Origin of the sequence: Streptomyces sp. T028 (assembly GCF_048159505.1) — a bacterium.
In the GTDB taxonomy this organism is placed as follows: domain Bacteria; phylum Actinomycetota; class Actinomycetes; order Streptomycetales; family Streptomycetaceae; genus Streptomyces.
This window is the reverse complement of the sequence record NZ_JBLRVZ010000045.1, coordinates 1-23,666: the sequence shown is the minus strand read 5'-3', so window position 1 is coordinate 23,666 and position 23,666 is coordinate 1. Positions and strand designations below refer to the sequence as shown.

The window sequence follows — 23,666 nt, the reverse complement described above, 5'->3', positions numbered from 1 at the left end:
CCTAGCGTCGAGGCCATGAGTTACGCCGCTCCCGTCCTGATCGGGCTCCTCTACGTCCTCCTCATGTGCCTCCTACGTGCACCGCACCGGCGCCGCCTCAACGCCGTGATGGTGGCCGGGGCCGGTGCCGCCTACCTCAGCGGTGGGGGCCTCGGCGGCTGGGAGTTCGCGTTCACCGCGGTCGCCACCTATGTCGCCTACCGCGGACTGGACTCCTGGACGTTCATCGGCGTCGGCTGGCTGCTGCACACCGCGTGGGACGTCGTCCATCACCTCAAGGGCAACCCGATCGTCCCCTTCGCCCACGACTCCTCGCTGGGCTGCGCGATCTGCGATCCCGTGATCGCGGTGTGGTGCCTGGGCGGCGGACGGACACCGGCCGAGCTGCTGCGGGCCTGGCGACCGGCGCGCGGGAGGTTGACCGAGGTGCGATGAGTTCCCGCGTCCCGGGCAGTCCACCGTGTATGAGTGACACGACGACCGGCATTCTCGACCTCGGACCCCAGACCCGGATCGTGGCGCGTCTCGCCGCGGCCGTCCGGGACGAGCAGCTCGCGGACGGCACGCCCTGCCCGGCGTACCCCGTGCGCACCATGCTCGGACATCTGACCGGCCTCGCCGCCGCCTTCCGGGACGCCGCCCGCAAGGATCTGGGGCCCACCACCGACACCGCGCCGACCGAGGCCGAACCCCGGCTCGGGCCCGACTGGCGCACCGAGCTGCCCCGGGTCCTCGACGAACTGGCCGACGCCTGGCGGGACCCCGCCGCCTGGACCGGTATGACCCGGGCCGGCGCCGTCGACCTGCCCGGCGCGGTCGCCGGAGCCGTCGCCACCGACGAACTGGTGATCCACGGCTGGGATCTGGCCCGGGCCACCGGCCAGGAGTACACCCCCGACCCGGGCGCGCTGCAGGCGTCGTACGCCTTCCTGCTCGCGGCCGCCGACGATCCCAGCCGCGGCGGCGGGATCTTCGGCCCCGTGGTGCCCGTCCCGGAGGACGCCCCGCTGCTGGACCGGGCGCTCGGGCTGAGCGGACGGGACCCGCAGTGGGCCGGGTCGGCAGAGGCGTGATCGCCGGGGCGGGCGGGCCAGGAGGTGTACGTCACCCCCGCACGCGGCGTAGACAAACGCAAACCGGCCCCCTACCGGTGGCCCGATCCGTACGCTCCCCACCATGCCCCTCAGTCTCACCGTCCTCGGCACCGCCTCCCCGTACCCCAGGCCGGGCCGCCCCTGCTCCGGTTACCTGCTGCGCGGGGCGGGCGCCGAGGTGTGGGTGGACGCGGGGCCCGGTACGTTCGCCGCGTTGCAGCGGCACACGGATCCCGACCGGCTCACCGCGATCTGGATCTCCCACCTCCACGCCGACCACAGCGCCGATCTCCTCGCCGCCTCCTATGCCTTCGCCTTCGGCGGGCTCACCCCGCCGGCCCCGATCCCGGTGTACGCGCCCATGGACTGCGCGCTGCGGCTGGCCGGCTTCTTCGGGCGGGCGGACATCCGGTTTCTGAGCGGGGCCTTCGACTTCCGCCCGCTGTACGACGGCCACACCGTGCGGCACTGGAACCTGCGGCTCACCACGCGCGCGGTGGCCCACGACACCGAGGCGTACGCGCTGCGCGTCGAGTGCCAGGGGAGCGTGTTCGCGTACTCCGGGGACACCGGACCGTGTGACGCCCTCACCGAACTCGCCTCCGGGGCGGACCTGTTCCTGTGCGAGGCCGACATCGACCGGCGTCGCGAAGGCAAACAGGCGCATCTGACACCCGAGGACGCCGGTGAGACGGCCCGCAAGGCCGGTGTGGGCGAGCTGTTCGTCACCCATGTCGGCCCGGAGCTGACCCGCGAGGACGCGACCGCCCGGGCGGGGGCGGCCTTCGGCAGGACGACCCGTACCGCTCGCGAAGGCGAAACCATCCCCTTCTGATCTCCGGCGAGCCCCTTCCGGCTTCTTCTGTCAGAAGCATTGACGAAACACAGAGGCCCTCCCTACCTTCAACGCGTCGTACTTCGTACGTCATATATGAGACGCGAGATCCCATCCGTTTGAGATCCGATCCGTTGAGATCCGAGAGGCGCGCATGACCTCTGTGCCCACGCCGATCCCCTCCCGCACGCAGTACGTGCTGGAGGAGATCAAACGCCGCATCCTCACCGGGCGGCTGACGCCGGGCCAGGCCCTGGTCGAGACCGAGCTCGCCGCGCAGTTCGGGGTGTCCAAGACCCCGGTGCGCGAGGCGCTCAAGACCCTGGCCGGCACCGGACTGGTCGTCATGAGCCAGTACAAGGGCGTCACGGTGCGCATGGTGGACGCGGACATGGCGCGCGAGGTCTACGACGTACGGCTGCTGATGGAGCCCGAGGCGCTCAGGCGGGCCGTCAGGCGCGGGGCTTCGCTGGACGCCGCCCGTGACGCGCTCGCCCGGGCCGACGACGCGACCGACACCGCCGAACGCTCCCTCGCCAACCGGGAGTTCCACCGCGCCCTCTACCTGCCGTGCGGCAATCCGCTGCTCGGCCGGATGCTCGACGAGGTCCGTGACCAGGCCGCCCTGGTCTCCGCCGTCGCCTGGGCCGCCTCCCCCTCGTGGGAGCGGGAGGCCGGCGAGCACCGGGAGATCCTGCGGCTCGCCCTCGACGGCGACGCCGACGGCGCGGCCCGCGCCCTGCACGCCCACATCGCGTCGTTCGTCGAGCGAGCGTTCCCCGAGGCAGCGAACCAGGAAGGTCAGGAATGAGCAGCGTGGCGTTCGAGACCCAGCGTGCGGCCCTGGCCGACGTGGTGGCGATCCCGGTGACCCCGTTCGCCGAGGACGGCTCCGTCGACCGGGTCGCCCACCGGGCCCTGCTGCGCCGTCTGCTCGACGGCGGGATCACCACCCTCACCCCGAACGGCAACACCGGGGAGTTCTACGCCCTCACCCCCGAGGAGCGGCGGCTCGTCACGGAACTGACGATCGACGAGGCGGGGGATCGTTCAACGATCCTCGTGGGGGTCGGGCACGACATCCCCACCGCCGTCGCCTCCGCCCGGCAGGCCCGGGAGCTGGGCGCCCGGATGGTGATGGTCCACCAGCCCATCCACCCCTACGTCTCCCAGCGCGGCTGGGTCGACTACCACCGGGCCATCGCCGAGGCCGTGCCGGAGCTGGGCGTCGTCCCGTACATCCGCAACGCGCAACTGCACGGTGAACGCCTCGCCGAACTCGCCGACGCCTGCCCCAACGTCATCGGCGTGAAGTACGCCGTCCCGGACGCGGCCCGCTTCGCCGCCTTCGCCCGGGACGCGGGCCTGGAGCGCTTCGTCTGGGTGGCCGGCCTCGCCGAGCCCTACGCCCCTTCCTACTTCTCGGCGGGCGCCACCGGCTTCACCTCGGGGCTCGTGAACGTCGCCCCTGCCGTTTCGCTGAACATGATCGAAGCGCTTCGATCAGGGGACTATCCGGCGGCGATGAAGGTCTGGGAGCAGATCCGCCGCTTCGAGGAGCTCCGGGCGGCCAACGGCTCCGCAAACAACGTCACCGTGGTCAAGGAAGCCCTTGCTTCCCTTGGTCTGTGCCGCAGCGAGGTTCGTCCGCCGAGCCGCGGGCTGCCCGAGAGCGAGCGGGCCGAGGTTGCCGCCATCGCCGCGGGGTGGTCCCTGTGAAGCGCTTCGACGATCTTCCCCGCAAGCGGCCCGAGGAGCTGCGGAGCCACCAGTGGTACGGCACCGAGGGCCTGCGCTCCTTCAGCCACCGCGCCCGCACCCGCCAGCTCGGCTACCTGCCCGAGGAACACCTCGGCAAGCCCGTCATCGCGATCCTCAACACCTGGTCGGACATCAATCCCTGTCATGTACACCTCCGTGATCGCGCGCAGGCGGTCAAGCGGGGCGTCTGGCAGGCGGGCGGCTTCCCGTTGGAGTTCCCGGTCTCCACACTCAGCGAGACCTTCCAGAAGCCGACGCCGATGCTCTACCGCAACCTGCTCGCGATGGAGACCGAGGAGCTGCTGCGCTCCTACCCGGTCGACGGGGCCGTCCTCATGGGCGGCTGCGACAAGACCACCCCCGCGCTGCTCATGGGCGCCGCCAGCGTCGACCTGCCCACCGTCTTCGTGCCCGCCGGACCGATGCTGCCGGGGCACTGGCGCAACGAGGTCCTCGGCTCCGGCACCGACATGTGGAAGTACTGGGACGACAAGCGCGCCGGCCTCATCGGCGACTGCGAGATGGCCGAACTGGAGAACGGCCTCGCGCGCTCGCCGGGCCACTGCATGACGATGGGCACGGCGTCCACCCTGACCGCCGCCGCAGAGGCACTCGGCGTCACGGTCCCAGGGGCGTCGAGCATTCCGGCCGTCGACTCGGGACACGACCGGATGGCCGCACAGGCCGGCATGAGGATCGTTGAACAAGTCCACAAGGGACGCGTCCTCTCCGAGATCCTCACCGCCGAAGCCTTCGAGGACGCCGTCACCACCGTCCTGGGCCTCGGCGGCTCCACCAACGCCGTCATCCACCTCATCGCCATGGCCGGCCGCGCCGGCGTCCGCCTCGCCCTCGACGACTTCGACCGCATCGCCCGCACGGTCCCCGTCCTCGCCAACGTCCGCCCCGGCGGCCAGAAGTACCTCATGGAGGACTTCCACTTCGCCGGCGGCCTGCCCGGCTTCCTCTCCCGGATCCCGGACCTGCTCCACCTGGACCGGCCGACCGTCTCGTACGACACCCTGCGCGAGCAGCTCGCCGGCGCCCAGGTCCACCAGGACGACGTCATCCGGCCCCGCGACAACCCGGTCGCGAGCGAGGGAGGGGTCGCCGTGCTGCGTGGCAACCTCTGCCCGGACGGCGCCGTCATCAAGCACATCGCCGCCGAGCCGCACCTGCTCAAGCACACCGGTCCCGCGGTCGTCTTCGACGACTACAGGACCATGCAGCGCACCATCAACGACCCCGAGCTGGGCATCACCGCCGACAGCGTGCTGGTGCTGCGGGGCTCCGGCCCCAAGGGCGGCCCGGGCATGCCCGAGTACGGCATGCTGCCCATCCCCGACCACCTGCTGAGGCAGGGCGTACGGGACATGGTCCGGATCTCCGACGCCCGCATGAGCGGCACGAGCTACGGCGCCTGTGTGCTGCACGTGGCGCCGGAGTCGTACATCGGCGGACCGCTCGCCCTGGTCCGCAGCGGAGATCAGATCACCCTCGACGTCAAGGCGCGCACCCTCCAACTCAACGTTGACGACGAGGAGTTGGCCCGCCGCAAGACGGAATGGACACCCCCGCCCACCCGCTACGAACGCGGCTACGGCGCCCTCTACAACGACCAGATCACCCAGGCCGACACAGGCTGCGACTTCGAGTTCCTGTCAAGGCCGGGCAAGGTCCAGGACCCATACGCAGGCTGAACGCTCTGACTTGGCGGTACCCCGTGCTTTCAAGGGGCCGCGCCCCCGCACACGAACGGAGTTCCCACTCATGGCCCAAGCCGCAGCCGTGGCGAAACCGCCCGCGCCACCCCGGCGGCGCCGTGCCTCCGCCACGCCCCGCAGGCTCCCGTACCTGCTGATCGCGCCGGCGGCCCTGCTGATGCTGGGCTTCATCGCCTACCCGGTGATCAGCGTCTTCTACTACAGCCTGCAGAACTACAACCCCACCAAGCCGTGGCGGAACGGCTACGCGGGCTTCGACAACTTCGTCCACGCCTTCACCGACGACCCGCAGTTCTGGGACACACTCACCTTCAGCGCCAAGTGGGTCGTCGTCGAGGTCGGGCTGCAGCTGCTGTTCGGTCTGGCGCTGGCGCTGATCGTCAACCAGACCTTCGTCGGCCGGGCGCTGGGCCGCGCCCTGGTCTTCTCCCCGTGGGCCGTCTCCGGCGTACTGACCTCCGCGATCTGGGTGCTCCTCTACAACTCCCAGACGGGCATCACCCGTTACCTCGCCGACGCGGGCATCGGCTCCTACGGCACCAGCTGGCTGTCGGACACCTCCACCGTGTTCCCGGCGGCGATCGTCGCCGACCTGTGGCGCGGTGTCCCCTTCTTCGCGATCCTCATCCTCGCCGACCTCCAGTCCGTCTCGAAGGACCTCTACGAGGCCGCCGAGGTCGACGGGGCAAGCAGGCTCCAGCAGTTCTGGCACATCACCCTGCCCCATCTGAAGGACGCCATCGTCCTGTCCACGCTGCTGCGCGCGGTGTGGGAGTTCAACAACGTCGACCTGCTGTACACGCTCACCGGCGGCGGCCCGGCGGGGGAGACCACCACCCTCCCGCTCTACATCGCCAACACATCCGTCGACGCCCACAACTTCGGCTACGCGTCCGCCCTCACCACGGTCGCGTTCGTGATCCTGCTCTTCTGCTCGATGGTCTATCTGCGGCTGAGCAAGTTCGGAGGTGAAGGCAAGTGATCACCAAGGAGGCCACCGAGGTCGCGCCCGTACCCGCGCCCGTGACCCCCGCCGCCGACCAGCGGCCGCGCGGGAAGCACCGCGCCTGGGACGAGGTCCCCCGCTGGCAGATCTACGTCCCCCTGTCGATCTACCTGCTCTTCACCCTGATCCCGTTCTACTGGATCCTCCTCTTCGCACTCCGCCCGGCCGGCTCGACCTCGCTCGTGCCCTGGCCGATGACCTTCGAGCACTTCGAGAAGGTCTGGAACGAACGTGACTTCGGGATCTACTTCCAGAACAGCGTGCTCACCGGCGTCGCCACCCTGCTGCTCACCACGCTCGTCGCGCTGACCGGCGGCTACGCCCTCGCCCGCTTCGACTTCAGGATCAAGCGCGGGTTCATGCTGGCCCTGCTGTGCACCCAGTTCGTACCGGGCGCGCTGCTGCTGGTCCCGCTGTTCCAGATCTTCGCCGAACTGAAGATGATCAACTCACTCGGCAGCGTCATCATCGCCGAGACGGTCTTCCAGCTGCCCCTGTCGATGATCCTGATCAGCGGCTTCATCCGGAACGTGCCCTACTCCCTGGAGGAGGCCGCCTGGGTCGACGGCTGCAACCGGCTCACCGCGTTCCGGATCGTCGTCCTTCCCCTGCTCCGCCCCGGGCTGATCGCCGTCGGCTCCTTCGCCTTCGTGCACGCCTGGAACCACTTCCTCTTCGCGCTCATGTTCCTCTCCGACCAGACCAAGCAGACGATCCCGGTCGGCCTCAACACCCTGATGAGCGCGGACAGCGTCGACCTCGGCGCGCTCGCCGCGGGCGGCATCATCGCCGCGGTCCCCGTGGTGATCGTGTTCGCCTTCATCCAGAAGTGGCTGATCACCGGATTCAGCGCCGGGGCGGTGAAGGGATGATGAAACCCCATCTGGTGAGACTCCGTCAGATCACCGTGGTGGCCGCCGCGTTGGGTCTTCTCTGTGTCCCCGCGCACGCCGAGGCCCGGGACATCAGCCGCGACACCCTCGCCACGGACGACGGCTGGGCGGCGTACGGCAGCGGCACCACCGGAGGCGCGGCCGCCGACGACGCCCACGTCCACACGGTGACCACCCGCGCCGAACTCGTCCGCGCCCTCGACGGCGGCAGCGCCACCCCCAAGATCATCAAGATCGCCGGGACGATCGACGCCAACACCGACGACGACGGCGACCACCTGGACTGCGCCGACTACGCCACCGACGGCTACACGACCAGGAAGTACCTGGCCGCCTACGATCCCCGCACCTGGGGCTCCGCCAAGCCGGCCGGCGCCCAGGAGGAGGCCCGCCAGGCCTCGGCGGCCCGGCAGGCCGAGCGGATCGTCCTGACCGTCGGCTCCAACACCACGATCGTCGGCCTCGGCAGGGGCGCCGTCCTCAAGGGCGCGAGTCTCCAGGTCAGGAACGCGGACAACGTCATCCTCCGCAACCTCGACCTGCGCGACGCCTACGACTGCTTCCCCGTCTGGCAGCCCAACACCGGCGGCCTCGGCGACTGGAAGACGGCGTACGACAACATCTGGCTGACCGGCGCCACCCATGTCTGGGTCGACCACATCACGACGAGCGACAAGGGCCACCCCGACGCGGACGAGCCCACCTACTTCGCCCGCAACTACCTGCGCCACGACGGCCTGCTGGACATCACCAACGGCTCCGACCTGGTCACCGTGTCCTGGAGCCGGTTCGCCGACCACGACAAGGCGATGCTGATCGGCAGCGGCGACTCGGCGACCGGGGACCGGGGCAAGCTCCGGGTCACCCTCCACCACAACCAGTTCGAGTCCGTCGTCCAGCGCGCCCCGCGCGTCCGCTTCGGACAGGTGCACGTCTACGACAACCGGTACGTCGTCCCCGAGGGCACGGAGTACCGCTACTCGTTCGGCGTGTCGACCGAGTCCGGGATCTTCGCCGAGAACAACGCCTTCCACACCCCCGGCCATGTCGAGGTCGCCGACCTGGTCAAGAGCTGGAACGGCACCGCCCTGCACCAGAGCGGCACCCTCTTCAACCGCTGGCCCGTCGACCTCCTCGCCATCCACAACGCCTACAACAGCGGCAGCGAGCGCGATCTCACCGCGGACGTCGGCTGGACGCCTACCCTGCACGGAAAGATCGACAGCGCCGAGGTGGCCGACCACGAGGTGGCCCACGGCGCGGGCGCAGGGAGGATCCCATGACCATCGACATCGTTCTGGCGGGCGCGCGCGGCCACGGCCACTGGCACCTGGAGAACATCCGCCGGCTCCAGGACAAGGGCATCGTCCGGCTGGCGGGCATCTGCGAGCTGACCCCGCTCACCCCGGACGAGATCCCCGAGGGCCTCGGCACCCCCGAGCAGTCCGCCGACTTCGGCGCCCTGCTGGACTCCACCGGTGCCCGGATCGCGGTGATCTGCACCCCGATCCCGACCCACACCGACCTCGCCCTCACGGCCGCCGCCCGCGGCGTGCACCTTCTCCTGGAGAAGCCGCCCGCCCCGTCCTACGCCGAGTTCCGCCGTATGGCCGACGGGGTCGCCGCGGCGGGCGTGGTCTGCCAGATCGGCTTCCAGTCGCTGGGCTCGCACGCCGTGCCCGCGATCCGCCGGCTGATCGCCGACGGGGTGATCGGCGAGATCGCCGGGGTCGGCGGCGCCGGGGCCTGGGCGCGTGCCGAGGCCTACTTCCGGCGGGCACCCTGGGCGGGCAAGCGGCGGCTGAACGGCGTCGACGTGATCGACGGCGCCCTCACCAACCCGCTCGCGCACGCCGTCGCCACCGCCCTCGCCCTGGCCGGCGCCACCCGCGCCGAGGACGTCACCGGCATCGAGACCGAGCTGGCCCACGCCAACGCCATCGAGTCCGACGACACCTCCTGCGTCCGTGTCACCACCGCCGACGGCCTGCCGATCGTGGTCGCCGCGACCCTGTGCGCCGAGGACCCCGACGACCCGTACGTCGTCGTCCACGGCGACCGCGGCCGGATCACCTACTGGTACAAGCAGGACCGCGTCCTGCTCCAGCGCGCCGACCACGGCCCCGAGGAGTTCGAGTACGGCCGCACCGACCTGCTGGACAACCTCGTCGAGCACCTCACCGACGGAACCGACCTGCTGGTCCCGCCGGCCGCCACCGAGGCGTTCATGCGGGTCGTCGAGGCGATCCGCGTCGCCCCCGACCCCGTGCAACTGGACCAGGACACCTGGCACCTGCTGAAGGACGAGGACCGCAGGGTCGTCCCCGGTATCGACGGGCTGGTCGCGGCCGCCGCCGACACCCTCGCCCTCTACTCCGAACTGGGCGCCCCCTGGGCGCTCACGACCGCGCATCCGAAAGAGGTGAGCACCTGATGGCACCAGCACCCGACGCACCGGTCGTGCTGCGCGTCGCGGGCCGCCCGGTCGGCCGCTACGTCACCCGGCCCGAGCTGCCCGCCCGGCTCTCCCCGCGCCCCTACCTCCACCCCGTCACCACCCTGGCCGGCACCGAGGTCACCGAGCTGACCCCCGCCGACCACCTCCACCACCTCGGCGTCGGTGTAGCCGTACCCGACGTCGAGGGGAACAACTTCTGGGGCGGCCGCACCTACGTCCGCGACCGGGGCCCGACCGAGCTCGACAACCACGGCGTCCAGCGCCACGCCTCCTTCCAGCTCCGCGACCCCGACGGCTTCGTGGAGGAGCTGCGCTGGGTCGCCTCGGGCGCCGAGCTGCTGCGCGAGCGCCGTACCGTCGCCGCCACCGAACTCACCGACGCCGCCTGGGCGCTGGACTTCACCTTCTCCCTCACCAACGTCACCGACGCCGAGCTGTCCATCGGCAGCCCGGCGACCAACGGACGCCCCGGCGCGGCCTACGGCGGCTACTTCTGGCGGGCCCGCAAGGAGGAGACCGCTCCGGACGTCTTCACCGCCGACGCCGAGGGCGAGACGGAGGTCCACGGCGGCCGAGCCGACTGGCTGGCCATGGCCGGCGCCGACTGGACCCTGGTCTTCGCGGGCGCCACCGACACCACCCGCCGCGACCCCTGGTTCGTCCGCACCGCCGAGTACCCGGGCGTCGGCTCCTCGCTGGCCTCGCACACCCGCCTCACGATCGCCCCCGGCGACACCGCCGTACGCCGGATCGTCACCGTCGTCGCCGACGGCCGCCTGGGCCGCGACGAGGCCGCGGCGCTGGCCAGGAAAGCGGTGAGCCAGTGACCGCCGACTCCTACACCAGCCCCGTCCTGGCCGCCGACTCCTACACCAACCCGGTCCTGAACGCCGACTGGTCCGACCCGGACGTCGTACGGGTCGGCGACGACTTCTACCTCACCGCCTCCAGCTTCGGCCGCGCCCCCGGCCTGCCGCTGCTGCACTCCCGGGACCTCGTCAACTGGACGCTGGTCGGCCATGCCCTCGAACGCCTCGAACCGGCGGCGGAGTTCACCGCGCCCCGCCACGACTGCGGGGTCTGGGCCCCCTCGATCCGCCACCACGACGACCGCTTCTGGATCTTCTGGGGCGACCCCGACCAGGGCATCTTCCAGGTCAACGCTCCCGAGATCAGGGGCCCTTGGACCCAGCCGCACCTGGTGAAGGAGGGCAGGGGACTCATCGACCCCTGTCCCCTGTGGGACGACGAGACCGGTGAGGCGTATCTCGTGCACGCCTGGGCGAAGTCCCGCGCGGGCGTCAAGAACCGGCTCACCGGCCACCGGATGCACCCCGACGGCACCTCCCTCCTCGACGAGGGCAAGCTGATCGTCGACGGGGACCGCATCCCCGGCTGGTTCACCCTCGAAGGCCCCAAGCTCTACCGGCACGACGGCTGGTTCTGGATCCTGGCGCCCGCCGGGGGAGTGGAGACCGGCTGGCAGGGCGCCTTCCGCGCCCGGGACTTCTTCGGCCCGTACGAGGAGAAGGTGGTCCTGGAGCAGAAGGACACCGAGGTCAACGGCCCCCACCAGGGCGGCTGGGTGCGCACCCCGTCCGGCGAGGACTGGTTCCTGCACTTCCAGCAGCGCGGCGCCTACGGCCGGGTCGTCCACCTCCAGCCGATGCGCTGGGGTCAGGACGGCTGGCCGGTGCTCGGCGACGAGGGCGCCCCCGTCCTCGTCCACCGGCGCCCCGACCTGCCCGCACAGCCGCCCGCCGCGCCCGCCACCGACGACGACTTCCCCGGCGGACGCTTCGGCCGCCAGTGGACCTGGACCGCCAACCCCCAGGACGGCTGGGCCACCCACCACTCCGGCGACGGTCTGCGCCTGTCCTGCGTCCGGACGGCCGACGCCCACGACCTGCGCAGGCTGCCGAGCATCCTCACCCAGCGACTCCCGGGTGTCCCGTCGGCCGCAGAGGTGGAGCTGAGCCTGCCCGGCGAGGAGCCCGGTGCCCGCGCCGGACTCGCGGTCCTCGGCGACGCGTTCGCCTGGATCGGGCTGGAGCGCGGGAGCGACGGAAGCGTCCGGCTCGTCCACCGGTTCGCCGAAGCGGTCGCCGAAGGGGAGCGCGACGCCGCCGTTGCACGGCTCGCGCCCGAGGGCCGGGCACGGCTGCGGATCGAGATCGGCGCGGGCGCCCGCTGCCGGTTCGCCTACGACATCGGCGAGGGCCTGCGCCACTCCGGCCCCGTCTTCGCCGCCACCCCCTGGCGCTGGGTCGGCGCCCTGCTCGGTCTCTTCGCACTCGCCCCCTCGGGACCGGGGCACGCCGGAGCGGCCTCGTTCACGCAGTTCCGGATCAGACCGCTCTGACCTCTTCCCCCACACGCCGTTGGGAGCCGCAATGACGCACTTCCATAGCAAGCGCTTGCCGAGACTGCGACCGAGACCGGGACCGGGACCGGGACCACGACCGCGAGCGGGCGCGGTGCTCGCCGCGATCGTCGGCCTCGTCGCCGCCCTGGGGCTCGGCGCGACCGGCGAGGCGAGGGCCGCCGACCCGGTGTCTTCCGCCCCCACCCCCGACCGCTGGACCGACCGCGCCCACGGCTTCGCCTCCCTCGCCGGGGGCACCACCGGCGGGGCCGGCGGCAAGGTCGTCACGGTCACCGACCAGGCCGCGCTCGCGAAGTACGCGGCGGCCGAGGAGCCGTACGTCATCCGGGTCAGGGGCTCGGTGGCGGTGGAGCCGTTCGGCTCGGACATCGTGGTCGGCTCGAACAAGACGATCATCGGCGTCGGTGACACCGGTGAGATCGTCCACGGCGAGCTCCACCTCGCCCCCGGCACGCACAACGTCATCATCCGCAACCTCACCATCCGGGACTCGTACGTCGAGGGCGACTGGGACGGCAAGACCACCGACTTCGACGCGATCCAGATGGACACCGCCGACCACGTCTGGATCGACCACAACCGCTTCACGCACATGGGCGACGGGCTGCTGGACATCCGCAAGGACAGCCAGTACATCACCGTCTCCTACAACCGGTTCACGAGCCACAACAAGGCCTTCGGGATCGGCTGGACGACGAACGTCCTGACCCAGATCACCATCGACCACAACTGGTTCACGGGCACCAAGCAGCGCAACCCGTCCGCGGACAACTGCGCCTACGCCCACCTCTACAACAACTACCTCTCCGCGCAGGTCGCGGACGGCGACCCGGTGTGGACGTACGGGAACTGGTCGCGCGGAAACACCCGGATGGTCATCGAGAACAGTTACTTCGACGGCGTCCAGCACCCCTACCAGGCCGATGCCACGGCCGAGTTGGTGCAGCGCGGATCGATCCTGAAGAACACGAGCGGGCGGACGGACGCGTGGGGTACCGCCTTCGACCCGCACGCCTTCTACGACTACCGCCTGGACCCGGCCGCCGCCGTCCCCGCGCTGGTCGAGCGTTTCTCCGGTCCGCAGGCGCGGATCGGTCACTGACCCCCACAACTTCATACCTCCGTTGGACCCAGAAGAAGAAGAGAGCCGACCATATGAAGAGCAGCATCCGCAGAAGCAGGCGCGCCGCACTGGCCGTCGCCCTGGGCTCCGTGCTCGCGCTGACCGCCACCGCCTGCGGTGACGACGGCAGCGGCAGCGCCGGGGACAAGGGAGGCGAGGGCTCGGGCAAGGGCGAGATCACCTTCTGGGACAACAACGGCGGTGTCCGCACCGACATCTGGAAGACGATCATCGCCGACTTCGAGAAGGCGAACCCGGACATCAAGGTGAAGTACGTCGGTGTCCCCGCCGACAGCGTCCAGTCCAAGTACGACACCGCCATCCAGGGCGGCGGTCTGCCCGACGTCGGCGGTGTGGGCACCGCGATGCTCGCCGAGGTCGCGGCCCAGGGCGCCCTCGAGCCGCTGGACGACCGCCTCGCCGAGAGCGACCTGAAGGACCAGCTCAACGCCAAGTTCCTGGACAGCGTCAAGGCGGCCGGGGTCGACGGCAAGACGTACAGCGTGCCGACCTCCGCCAACAACGGCACCCTGTGGTACCGGACCGACCTGTTCGAGCAGGCGGGCCTGGAGGCGCCGACGACCTGGACGAAGTTCTACACGGCCGCCGACAAGCTCACCAACAAGGGCAAGAACGCGTTCGGTTACACCATCCGCGGCGGCGCCGGGTCCATCGCCCAGGCGCTCGACGCCACGTACGGCCAGAGCGGCATCACCGAGTTCTGGAACGGCGACAACACCACGGTCAACGACCCGAAGAACGTGGCCGCGCTGGAGAAGTACGTCGGCCTGTACAAGAAGGACACCCCGGCCGCCGACGTCAACAACGACTTCACCAAGATGGTCGCCCAGTGGGACAGCGGCACCATCGGCATGCTGAGCCACAACCTCGGCTCCTACGCCGACCACCAGAAAGCACTCGCCGGAAAGTTCAAGGGCATCCCCGCGCCGACGCAGGACGACGGCACGCGCGTGCAGGTGTCCAACCCCGTCGACGGGCTCGGGCTGTTCAAGTCCAGCAAGAACAAGACCGCCGCCTGGAAGTTCATCGAGTTCGCCGCCGGTCATGAGGCGAACAGCAAGTGGAACGAGTCGGCGGGACAGGTGCCGGCCAACCTGGAGGCGGCGCAGGACAGCTGGGTGCAGTCGTCGGAGCCGACGAAGCTGGCGGCCGAGGCGCTGTCCGGGGACGGCACGAAGATCGTGCAGCTTCCCTACTACCTGCCCGACTGGAACACCATCTCCAAGGCCGACAACGAGCCGAACTTCCAGAAGGTGCTGCTCGGGAAGATGAGCGCGAAGGAGTTCCTGGACACGCTGGCCGAGCAGCTGAACGCCGCGCAGGCGGACTGGAAGAAGAACCACGGGTAGCTCGGGTGGTTCGGGTCGCGGGGCGGCTGCGGGTCCGTTGTGGCTGGTCGCGCAGTTCCCCGCGCCCCTCAAGGGAATCCGCTCACCCTTCTTGAGAGGTGCACTTCGTGTCTCTTACCCGTAGGCAGGTCACCACCGCGGCCCTTGCCGCCCTTCCGCTCGCGGCCGTCGCGGTCGGTACCGCCGAAGCCCACGGCCGGTCCCGTACCGTCTTCATCGCCGGTGACTCCACCGCCGCCCAGAAGTATTCCGACGCCGCGCCCGAGACCGGGTGGGGCATGGCGTTGCCCTTCTTCCTCTGTTCCGGTCTGTCCGTCGCCAATCACGCGGTGAACGGGCGCAGTTCCAAGAGTTTCGTCGACGAGGGGCGGCTGGACGCGATCCTCGCGGCCATCAGGCCGGGGGACTTCCTGCTCGTCCAGTTCGCGCACAACGACGAGAAGACCACCGACCCCACCCGCTACACCGAGCCCTGGACGACGTACCAGGACCATCTGCGGATGTACCTCTCCGGTGCCCGGGCGAAGGGGGCGCGGCCGGTGCTCGCCACGCCCGTGGAGCGGCGGAGGTTCGACGCCGAGGGGAACGCCGTGCCGACGCACGGGGAGTACCCCGCCGCCATGAGGGCGCTCGCCGAGGAGGAGCGGGTGGCGCTGCTCGACCTCCAGGCGCTGTCGCTCGCCCTCTGGCAGGAGCTGGGGGTCGAGGCGACGAAGACCTACTTCAACTGGACCGACACCGAGCAGGACAACACGCACTTCAATCCGCCGGGCGCGATCGCCGTGGCGCGGCTCGTCGCGCGGGAGCTGCTGCGGACCCGGGTGCTCGGACCGCGGGACGTGGTCCGGCTGCACGAGGTGATCCCCACGTCGTGGATCACCTGGCCCGAACCGTCGTAGGCAAGAGCCGCTGTCGCAAGCAAGAGCCGCTGTCGCAAGCAAGAGCCGCTGTCGTAAGCAAGAGGAGAACCGTACAGTGCGTACACAGAAGTGTCATGGACGCGTCATCGCTGCCCTGGTCGGATGCACCGCGCTGGTGCTGTCCGTCACCGGTACGGCCGCGGCCCACGCCGCGCCCCGGGACCTCGGCCGGCAGACGCTGCCCACCTCGGACGGCTGGGCCTCGTACGGGACGGGGACGACCGGCGGGTCGGCCGCGGACGCCGAGCACGTCCACACCGTCACCACCTGGGCCGAGTTCAAGGCCGCCCTCGCCGCGGGCGGCTCCGCCCCGAAGATCATCAAGGTGAAGGGCGTCATCGACGCCGTCGCCGAGGGCTGCGACGCCTTCGCCGCGCCCGGCTACGACTTCGACGCCTACCTCGCCAAGTACTCACCCGAGGCCTGGGGGCTCGACACCGACCTCAGCGCCGAGCCCGACGACAGCCCGGAGGGGCTGCGCCGCGTCTCCCAGGCCAACCAGGACAAGGCCATCAAGGCGAGCGTCCCCTCCAACACCACCATCGTCGGCATCGGCCGAGGCGCCGGCTTCAAGGGCGTCAGCCTGCAGATCAAGGCCGTCGACAACGTGATCATCCGGAACCTGTCCTTCGAGTCCCCGATCGACTGCTTCCCGCAGTGGGACCCCACCGACGGCAGCAACGGCAACTGGAACTCCGAGTACGACACCGCCGTCGTCTACGGGGCCACCCATGTGTGGCTGGACCACAACACCTTCACCGACGGCTCCCACCCGGACAGCGCCGCCCCCACCTACTTCGGGATGCTCTACCAGCAGCACGACGGCGAGCTGGACATCGTCCGAGGCGCCGACTACGTCACCGCCTCCTGGAACGTCTTCACCGAGCACGACAAGACGATCCTCATCGGCAACAGCGACAGCGAGTCGACCGCGGCGGGGGACCGGGGCCACCTGAAGGTGACCTTCCACCACAACCTGTTCTCGAACCTGGTCGAACGCGCGCCCCGCGTCCGCTTCGGCCAGGTCGACTCCTACAACAACCACTTCGTCGCGAACGGCGACTACTCCTACAGCTTCGGCATCGGCAAGGAGTCCCAGCTCGTCGCCGAGCACAACGCGTTCACCCTGCCCGAGGGGGTCAGCGCGGCCAAGGTCCTCAAGCGCTGGAACGTCTCCCCGGTCACCGCCGACGACAACCACGTCAACGGCACCGCCACCGACCTGATCGCCGTCCACAACGCCGAGATCCCCGGAGAGGTCCTGGAGTCCGGCGCGGGCTGGACCCCGACCCTGCGCACCAAGGTCGACCCCGCGAAGTCCGTCCCCCGGATCGTCGACTGCGGCGCCGGCGCGGGACACCTCGGCTGATCCCTCTCCCCGAAGGCCGGGGCGGCGGCCTCCCGTCGTCACCCCGGCCCCTCCCCGCACCGCCGCACACCGCCAAGGAGCACCCGCATGCACTCCCCTTCCAGAAGGCGGTTCCTCGCCGCGACCGGCGGCACCGTGGCCGCCCTGGGCCTCGCCGCCCGGCCCGCGCAGGCCGCCGCCACCGGCAGACGCGGCCCCTTCGGCCGCCACGGCAGCCCGGCCGCCCGCCTCACCCCCCAGACCCTGTACGTCGACCCGCTCGGCCGGGGCGACTTCACCACCGTCCGCGACGCCGTCGCCGCCACCACCGGCAGCGGCTGGACCCTCGTCCTCGCCGCGGGCGTCTACCGCGAGACCGTCCTCCTCGACGCCACCCGCACCGAGGCCACCTGGATCGGCGCCGCCGAGGACCCGCGGGCCGTCGTCATCGTCTACGACAACGCGGCCGGCACCCCCAAGCCCGGCGGCGGCACCTACGGCACCACCGGCTCGGCCACCACCACCGTGCAGGCCGACGGCTTCACCGCCCGCTGGATCACCTTCGCCAACGACTGGCTGCGCGCCGACCACCCGGACATCACCGGCACCCAGGCCGTCGCCATCAAGGTCCAGGGCGACCGCTCCGCCTTCCACCACTGCCGCTTCCTCGGCCACCAGGACACCCTGTACTCGGACTCGATCGCCCTGGCCGTCTTCGCCCGGCAGTACTACGCCCACTGCTATGTCGAAGGAGACGTCGACTTCGTCTTCGGCCGGGCCACCGCCGTCTACGAGCAGTGTCACTTCCGCACCCTGAACCGCACCGACCTGGTCGCCGCCCCCTACGGGTTCGTCTTCGCCCCCTCCACGGCGGGCGCCAACCCGCTCGGCCACCTCGTCACCCGCAGCCGGATCAGCAGCGAGGCCCCGGACGCCTTCTACAAGCTGGCCCGCCCCTGGGTCCCCAGCTCCGACACCACCGCCTGGCCCTCCCTGGTCGTACGGGACACCTGGATCGGCCCCGGCATCGACGCGGTCGCCCCCTACACCAACATGTCGGCCTCCTTCCCCTGGCAGAACCAGCGGTTCGCCGAGTACCGCAACACCGGCCCGGGAGCCGAGATCACCGTCCCCGAGAACCGGCCGCAACTCACCGACGAACAGGCCGAGTCGGCGACCCGCGCGGCCCACCTGGGCGACTGGGAGCCGTGGAAGGGGGAGTGCTGAGATGTCCCTGCGCAGACGCACACTCCTCGCGGGCCTCACCGGAACCGCCCTGCTCCCCGCGGCTCCGGCCCTCGCCGCCCCGGCCGCCCCCGCCCACTCCCGCCGTGTCCTGCACGTCCGCCCCGGCGACTCCGTCCAGGCCGCCGTGGACACGGTCGACGGCCCCGGCTGGACGATCGTCGTGCACCCCGGAACGTATCGTGGGGTCGTCAACATCCCAGCAGACAAAGAGGAGTTGACGCTGCGGGGGGCGAGCCGCGACCCCCGCGCCGCCGTGATCGTCCACGACAACGCCAACGGGACCCCGAAGCCCGACGGCTCCGGCACCTACGGCACGGCCGGCTCCGCCACCTTCACCTCCGCCGCCCCGGGACTCACCGTCCACGACCTCACGCTCGCCAACGACTGGCTGCGCGCCGACCACCCGGACATCACCGGCACCCAGGCCGTCGCCGCCTACGTCACCGGCGACCGCAGCCACTTCGAGAACGTCCGTCTCCTCGCCCACCAGGACACCCTCTTCGCGGACACGACCGCACTCGACGCCTTCGACCGGCAGTACTACCGGGGCTGTTACATCGAAGGAGACGTCGACTTCGTCTTCGGGCGGGCCCGCGCCGTCTTCGACGCCTGCCGCTTCCACACCCTCCAGAGGGACGTGACCTTCACCCCCAAGGGCATGGTCTTCGCCCCCTCCACTGCCCGGGCCAACCCCTACGGCTTCCTCGCCCTGCGCGGCCGGATCACCTCCGGCGCGGAGGACGCGGCGTACAAGATCGCCCGGCCCTGGGTCCCGTCGTACGAGACGACAGCCTGGCCCTCCCTGGTCGTACGGGACACCTGGATCGGCCCCGGCATCGACGCGGTCGCCCCCTACACCAACATGCGGGACGCCTACCCCTGGCAGACCATGCGCTTCCGTGAGCACGCCAACTCCGGCCCCGGCGCGCAGATCACGGTCCCCGACAACCGCCCCCAGCTGACGGCGGAGGAGGCCGTCGCGCACACCCCGCGGACCTACCTCGGGGACTGGAGGCCCTATGAGCGGCGTCCGTGACCCCGTCGGACGGCGGGCGTTCGTCGTCGGAGCGAGCGCCGCGCTGCTCGCCGGGGGAGCGGCCGCCGGTACCGCGGAAGCGGCTGTCGTGGACGGTCCGCTCCCCGACTTCCACCCCGCCCTCAAGGCCGCCCTGACCTTCCCCCTGGCCTGGGGCACCTCCCCGATCCGGGACTTCCGCGCCTGGCGCCGGGCCGCCCGCACCAAGGTCGACGAACTGCTGATCGTCGACCGCGAGGACGGCACCCCGTACGCCCCCGAGTTCGGCCCGTCCGTCCAACAGGACGGCTACCGGGCCGAGCCGGTCACCCTCTCCCTCACCCGGCACGAACGCGTCCGCGCCGCCCTGCTCACCCCCGAAGGCCCGGGCCCCTTCCCGGCCGTGCTGCTCCTGCACGACCACGGGGCGAAGTTCGACATCGGCAAGGAGAAGCTGGTCCGGCCCTGGGACGACGACACCCGGCTGGCCTCCGCGCAGGCCTGGGCGGACCGCTGCTTCAGCGGACGGTTCGTCGGCGACGAGCTGGCCCGGCGCGGGTACGTCGTGCTGTGCGCGGACGCCCTCGGCTGGGGCGACCGCGGCCCCCTCGCCTACGACCAGCAGCAGGCGCTCGCCTCGAACTTCTTCAACCTCGGCTCCTCGCTCGCCGGACTGACGGCGCGTGAGGACGCGAGGGCCGCCGGCTTCCTGGCGGGGCTGGAGCGGGTGGACGCCCGCCGGGTCGCGGCCGTCGGCTTCTCCATGGGCGCCTACCGCGCCTGGCAGACCGCGGCCCTCACCGACGCCGTGAGCGCCGCCGCCTGCGTCTGCTGGATGACCGGCCTGAAAGAAATGATGGTGCCCGGCAACAACACCCTGCGCGGGCAGTCCTCGTACTACATGCTCCACCCGGGCCTGCCCCGGTTCCTCGACTTCCCCGACGTGGCGAGCATCGCCGCACCCCGGCCGATGCTGTTCTTCTCCGGCGGACTGGACCCGCTCTTCCCCACGGACGGCGTCCGCACCGCCCACGAGAAACTGCGCGCCGTCTGGCGCTCCCGCCACGCCGAGGAGCGGTTGCGGCTGAAGACCTGGCCCGAGCTCGGCCATGTCTTCGCCGACCGCATGCAGGACGAGGTCTTCGACTGGCTCGACCTCACCCTGTGAACCACCCCTCTCCCCACACGAGAAAGGACCCGCACTCCATGTCTCGTCGCACCGCTTTCGCGCTCATCGCGGCCCTCGCCCTCGGCGCAGGTCTCGCCGTCCTCCCCACCCAGGCCCAGGCGGCCACCGTGGTCGTCAGCAACTCCACCGACCTGTCCAACGCCGTCAAGAACGCCACCGCGGGCACCGTCATCCAGGTCAGGGGTGGCACCTACTACCCCACGGCCACTCTGCAGTCCACGGCCAACGGCACCTCCTCCTCGCCGGTCACGCTCACCGCGTACGGTTCGGAGACGGTGAGGATCGACGGCTCCTCGCTCCCCGACGGCGACTGGATCTTCAAGCTGACCGCCGACTACTGGAACGTCTCCAACATCACCTTCCAGAACTCCCCGGACAGCGCGGTCGTCTGCCAGTCCTGCACCGGCACGGTCTGGAACAACATCAAGACCATCAACGGCGGCGACTCCGGCTTCACCCTCACGGGCGACGGCACGGTCAACAACACCGTCAGGAACATCGACTCCTACGGCCACTACGACGCCGCGGGCCACGGCGAGAACGCCGACGGCATCGCCGTCAAGTACGGCTCCGGCACCGGCAACCTGATCACCGGCGCCCGCCTCTACAACAACTCGGATGACGGGATCGACTTCTGGTCCTTCTCCTCGCCCGTCACCATCGAGCACACCTGGTCCTTCGGCAACGGCGTCAACCGCTGGTCCGACTCCGCGTTCGCCGGTGACGGCAACGGCTACAAACTGGGCGGCGACGGCGAGGTCGTCGCGCACGTCGTCAACAACTCCGCCGCCTGGGGCAACGCCGGCAACGGCTTCACCGAGAACTCCAACACCGGCGCGATCGTCATCAACCGCACCACCGCCTACGCCAACAGCAAGTGGGGCTACTACTTCGCCACCGGCGCCGCCAGGCTCGGCAAGAACCTCGCCGTGAGCAACGGCAGCGGACTGGTCAACAAGGGCTCGTCGGTGGTCTCCGCCGGCAACAACTGGGACAGCGGCGTCTCGACGCCCGCCTTCCGGTCGACGGACGCCTCGACGACGTACAACGCCCGCAGCTCCAGCGGCACCCTGCCCGCCACCACGTTCCTGACGACGGGTTCGACGACGATCGGCGCGACCATGGACTGACCTGCGGCCGAGCCGTCCAGGGCGCTTGACCCGATTTTTGCCCGCCGAACGCGTATCGATCGGGCAACGGGTCTCGCGCCCGACCGCGTGACGCGCGTAGAAAATCTGTCATGCATAAGTCACTGCGCATCGCGGCCACCGTCGCCGCCTGTGCCGTCGCCGGTGCCGCGCTCTACGGCGCCGGCGCGGCCACGGCCGGCCAGTCCACGGCCAACTCCACCCACGAGCCGTACAACATCGGGCTCCTGGTGAAGGACATCGACACCTACTACGGCACCACGGCGGACGCGAACGGCGTGTACCAGGCGTCGCCGACCAGCCCGTACGCCAAGGACCTCGCGGCGATCGACAAGGCCGCGAAGAAGTACATCGACCAGGCGGCCCGCAAGGCCCGCCACCACGGCGAGAAGCCCGCCGTCGTCTTCGACATCGACGACACGCTGCTGCTCAGCCTGGACTACGAGAAGAAGACCAACTACACGTACAACTCGTCCACCTGGGCCGAGTACGTGGCGAAGGCCGACCGTCCGGCGGTCTTCGGCAGCCCGGAGCTGGTGCGGTACGCGACGTCCAAGGGCGTCGAGGTCTTCTACAACTCGGGCCTGAAGGAATCCCAGCGCGCCGCGGCCGTCGAGAACCTGAAGAAGGTCGGCGCCGATGTGAACCTCGACGCCGGCCACATGTTCCTCAAGGACGCGGCCAACCCGCCGTCCTACCTGAGCGCCTGCGCCACCGCGAACAACTGGACCTGCACCACCGTCCAGTACAAGTCGGGCACCCGCAAGCACATCGAGGACGACCTCGGGTACGAGATCATCGCCAACTTCGGCGACCAGTACTCCGACCTCGAGGGCGGCTACGCCGACCGGAAGTACAAGCTGCCGAACCCGACGTACTTCGTCAGCTGAGCCCCCGCAGCGGACGGATCGACTCCAGGGTCGGTACGACGGGTTCGATCGTGCCGTCCGCGGCGAACCTCAGCCGGTCGATCGTCGTCTCCCGGTGCATCCCGTCACCGCCCGGCCTGCCGGGACAGTTCAGCGCGAACCGGTGGTAGACGATGTACCACTCGTCCGTGCCGGGCACGTTCACCACGGCGTGGTGACCGGTGGCGAGGATGCCGTACTCGGGACGCTTGGACAGGATCGTCCCCCGCTTGGTCCACGGGCCGAGCGGGGACGGTCCCGTCGCGTACGCCACGTGGTGGTTCTCGCTGCGGGTGTCGTCCTCGGACCACATGAAGCAGTACGTCCCGCCGCGCTTCACGACGAAGGACCCCTCGCGGAAGTTCTCCGGGGTGATGTCCCGCACCTCCGCGGGCTTTCACCCCCGACCATGACCAGCTGTAGCGGGATCGCTACGTACGGCATGGTGGTGCTCATCTGCAGGCAGGCCGCGGACGCGGATGGCTTCCACGGTCCAGACGCGGCGCGTCCCGTCGGCCGCCGTCACCGTGTACGTCTGCGGCGATCGCGTACCCCTGCTGCCCCTTCGCCGTCACGTCCGTCACCGGCGCCGACGTGCTCGGATAGGCGGTGAGCAGCCGGTCGTACTCCGCCTGGGTGACCGGCAGCACCGTGCCGTGGCGCGGGTTCGCCGGGAGCTGGTAGTCCGTCGACATGGTCCAGCGGCCCGAGTCGAGATCGGTGGTCTCGAAGGGGACATAGCCGCGGGCGCCGTACTCGTCGATGAACAGGTACCACTTGTCCCCGGTGTTGGACTTGAACACCGTCGGCCCCTCGCCCCGGCTGATCGAGCCGCTGCCGATGCAGTCGGAGACGAAGTCGTACGACGTGGAGGTCAGGCTCGTCGACTTCTCCCCGGTGATGAACTTCGAGCAGGGGGAGCTGGAGGCAGGGTCGCGCTCGTCCTTGGTGTACCGGTAGTAGGTGTCCCGGTACTTCACCACCGTCGAGTCGATGACCGAGTAACCCGGGTCGTCCCAGACCTTGGGCTCGCTGAACGTGCGGAAGTCCTTGGTCGTCGCGTAGAGCATCTTGTTGTACGTCGAGCCGGTGTGCTCGGGATCGTCGTCGGCGTACACCTTGGACGCCCAGAACACGACGTACTCACTGAGAGGGCAGTACGTGACGTGATGCCCGTTTCGGGCTTTCGGGTGGGGCTGTCGGGCTGGTCGTGGCCTGACCAGGCGGCTACGACTGTGGC

Annotated in this window: 21 protein-coding genes and 1 pseudogene; 21 read left to right on the top strand and 1 reads right to left on the bottom strand. The window is 70.4% G+C overall.

Annotated features, from left to right (window positions below):
- The first annotated feature begins 15 nt into the window (after positions 1–15).
- The 21 genes from ACLZN2_RS37095 to ACLZN2_RS36995 all read left to right on the top strand — a co-directional run bounded on the left by ACLZN2_RS37095 (position 16) and on the right by ACLZN2_RS36995 (position 22,408).
- Positions 16–435 carry a DUF6010 family protein gene (locus ACLZN2_RS37095; RefSeq protein WP_416983971.1) on the top strand — a complete coding sequence of 140 codons (420 nt, stop codon included), beginning with the start codon at positions 16–18 and terminating at the stop codon, positions 433–435.
- 29 nt (positions 436–464) lie between these two features.
- On the top strand, positions 465–1,073 hold the full coding sequence (locus tag ACLZN2_RS37090; RefSeq protein ID WP_416983970.1) for a TIGR03086 family metal-binding protein: 609 nt from the start codon (positions 465–467) through the stop codon (positions 1,071–1,073).
- Positions 1,074–1,176: 103 nt separating this feature from the next.
- A complete protein-coding gene (locus ACLZN2_RS37085) occupies positions 1,177–1,929 on the top strand; it encodes an MBL fold metallo-hydrolase (RefSeq protein ID WP_416983969.1) in 753 nt (250 codons plus the stop codon).
- 154 nt (positions 1,930–2,083) lie between these two features.
- Complete coding sequence (locus ACLZN2_RS37080; RefSeq protein ID WP_416983968.1) at positions 2,084–2,740, top strand: GntR family transcriptional regulator; 657 nt, start codon at positions 2,084–2,086, stop codon at positions 2,738–2,740.
- Positions 2,737–3,648, top strand: coding sequence for a dihydrodipicolinate synthase family protein (locus tag ACLZN2_RS37075; protein ID WP_416983966.1), 912 nt, complete (start codon positions 2,737–2,739; stop codon positions 3,646–3,648). Before ACLZN2_RS37080 ends, ACLZN2_RS37075 begins: the two co-directional genes overlap by 4 nt.
- Positions 3,645–5,390, top strand: coding sequence for an L-arabinonate dehydratase (gene araD / locus ACLZN2_RS37070; RefSeq protein ID WP_416983965.1), 1,746 nt, complete (start codon positions 3,645–3,647; stop codon positions 5,388–5,390). The genes ACLZN2_RS37075 and araD overlap by 4 nt, the downstream gene beginning before the upstream one ends.
- A gap of 70 nt (positions 5,391–5,460) precedes the next feature.
- A complete protein-coding gene (locus ACLZN2_RS37065; protein WP_416983964.1) occupies positions 5,461–6,396 on the top strand; it encodes a carbohydrate ABC transporter permease in 936 nt (311 codons plus the stop codon).
- Positions 6,393–7,292: a carbohydrate ABC transporter permease gene (locus ACLZN2_RS37060; RefSeq protein ID WP_416983963.1), complete on the top strand. Its 900-nt coding sequence runs from the start codon at positions 6,393–6,395 to the stop codon at positions 7,290–7,292. The genes ACLZN2_RS37065 and ACLZN2_RS37060 overlap by 4 nt, the downstream gene beginning before the upstream one ends.
- Entirely contained in the window at positions 7,292–8,596 is a 1,305-nt protein-coding gene (locus ACLZN2_RS37055; RefSeq protein ID WP_416984087.1) for a pectate lyase family protein, read from the top strand. Before ACLZN2_RS37060 ends, ACLZN2_RS37055 begins: the two co-directional genes overlap by 1 nt.
- Positions 8,593–9,747 carry a Gfo/Idh/MocA family protein gene (locus ACLZN2_RS37050; RefSeq protein ID WP_416983961.1) on the top strand — a complete coding sequence of 385 codons (1,155 nt, stop codon included), beginning with the start codon at positions 8,593–8,595 and terminating at the stop codon, positions 9,745–9,747. Before ACLZN2_RS37055 ends, ACLZN2_RS37050 begins: the two co-directional genes overlap by 4 nt.
- The gene (locus tag ACLZN2_RS37045) at positions 9,747–10,598 is read left to right on the top strand and encodes a PmoA family protein (RefSeq protein ID WP_416983959.1); all 852 of its coding nucleotides are present in this window, start codon (positions 9,747–9,749) and stop codon (positions 10,596–10,598) included. The genes ACLZN2_RS37050 and ACLZN2_RS37045 overlap by 1 nt, the downstream gene beginning before the upstream one ends.
- The gene (locus ACLZN2_RS37040; protein WP_416983957.1) at positions 10,595–12,133 is read left to right on the top strand and encodes a family 43 glycosylhydrolase; all 1,539 of its coding nucleotides are present in this window, start codon (positions 10,595–10,597) and stop codon (positions 12,131–12,133) included. The genes ACLZN2_RS37045 and ACLZN2_RS37040 overlap by 4 nt, the downstream gene beginning before the upstream one ends.
- Positions 12,134–12,248: 115 nt before the next feature.
- Positions 12,249–13,259, top strand: coding sequence for a pectate lyase family protein (locus ACLZN2_RS37035; RefSeq protein WP_416983955.1), 1,011 nt, complete (start codon positions 12,249–12,251; stop codon positions 13,257–13,259).
- A 53-nt stretch (positions 13,260–13,312) separates the two neighbouring features.
- Entirely contained in the window at positions 13,313–14,650 is a 1,338-nt protein-coding gene (locus ACLZN2_RS37030) for an ABC transporter substrate-binding protein (RefSeq protein ID WP_416983953.1), read from the top strand.
- Between the two features lie 107 nt (positions 14,651–14,757).
- Positions 14,758–15,549: a rhamnogalacturonan acetylesterase gene (locus tag ACLZN2_RS37025; protein WP_416983952.1), complete on the top strand. Its 792-nt coding sequence runs from the start codon at positions 14,758–14,760 to the stop codon at positions 15,547–15,549.
- A gap of 76 nt (positions 15,550–15,625) precedes the next feature.
- Entirely contained in the window at positions 15,626–16,939 is a 1,314-nt protein-coding gene (locus tag ACLZN2_RS37020; protein WP_416983950.1) for a pectate lyase family protein, read from the top strand.
- Between the two features lie 87 nt (positions 16,940–17,026).
- Positions 17,027–18,145 (top strand): pectinesterase family protein, encoded by a 1,119-nt coding sequence (locus ACLZN2_RS37015; protein WP_416983949.1) that lies wholly within the window; start codon positions 17,027–17,029, stop codon positions 18,143–18,145.
- 7 nt (positions 18,146–18,152) lie between these two features.
- Positions 18,153–19,202: a pectinesterase family protein gene (locus ACLZN2_RS37010; RefSeq protein WP_416984086.1), complete on the top strand. Its 1,050-nt coding sequence runs from the start codon at positions 18,153–18,155 to the stop codon at positions 19,200–19,202.
- Positions 19,186–20,349, top strand: coding sequence for a dienelactone hydrolase family protein (locus tag ACLZN2_RS37005; RefSeq protein ID WP_416983948.1), 1,164 nt, complete (start codon positions 19,186–19,188; stop codon positions 20,347–20,349). The genes ACLZN2_RS37010 and ACLZN2_RS37005 overlap by 17 nt, the downstream gene beginning before the upstream one ends.
- Before the next feature lie 38 nt (positions 20,350–20,387).
- Positions 20,388–21,500 carry a right-handed parallel beta-helix repeat-containing protein gene (locus tag ACLZN2_RS37000; protein ID WP_416983947.1) on the top strand — a complete coding sequence of 371 codons (1,113 nt, stop codon included), beginning with the start codon at positions 20,388–20,390 and terminating at the stop codon, positions 21,498–21,500.
- A 110-nt stretch (positions 21,501–21,610) separates the two neighbouring features.
- Positions 21,611–22,408: an HAD family acid phosphatase gene (locus ACLZN2_RS36995; RefSeq protein WP_416983946.1), complete on the top strand. Its 798-nt coding sequence runs from the start codon at positions 21,611–21,613 to the stop codon at positions 22,406–22,408.
- Here ACLZN2_RS36995 and ACLZN2_RS36990 read toward each other — a convergent pair.
- Positions 22,401–23,577: pseudogene (locus ACLZN2_RS36990) on the bottom strand (family 43 glycosylhydrolase); the annotation flags it as partial. The gene ACLZN2_RS36995 and the pseudogene ACLZN2_RS36990 overlap by 8 nt on opposite strands.
- Between the last annotated feature and the right edge of the window lie 89 nt (positions 23,578–23,666).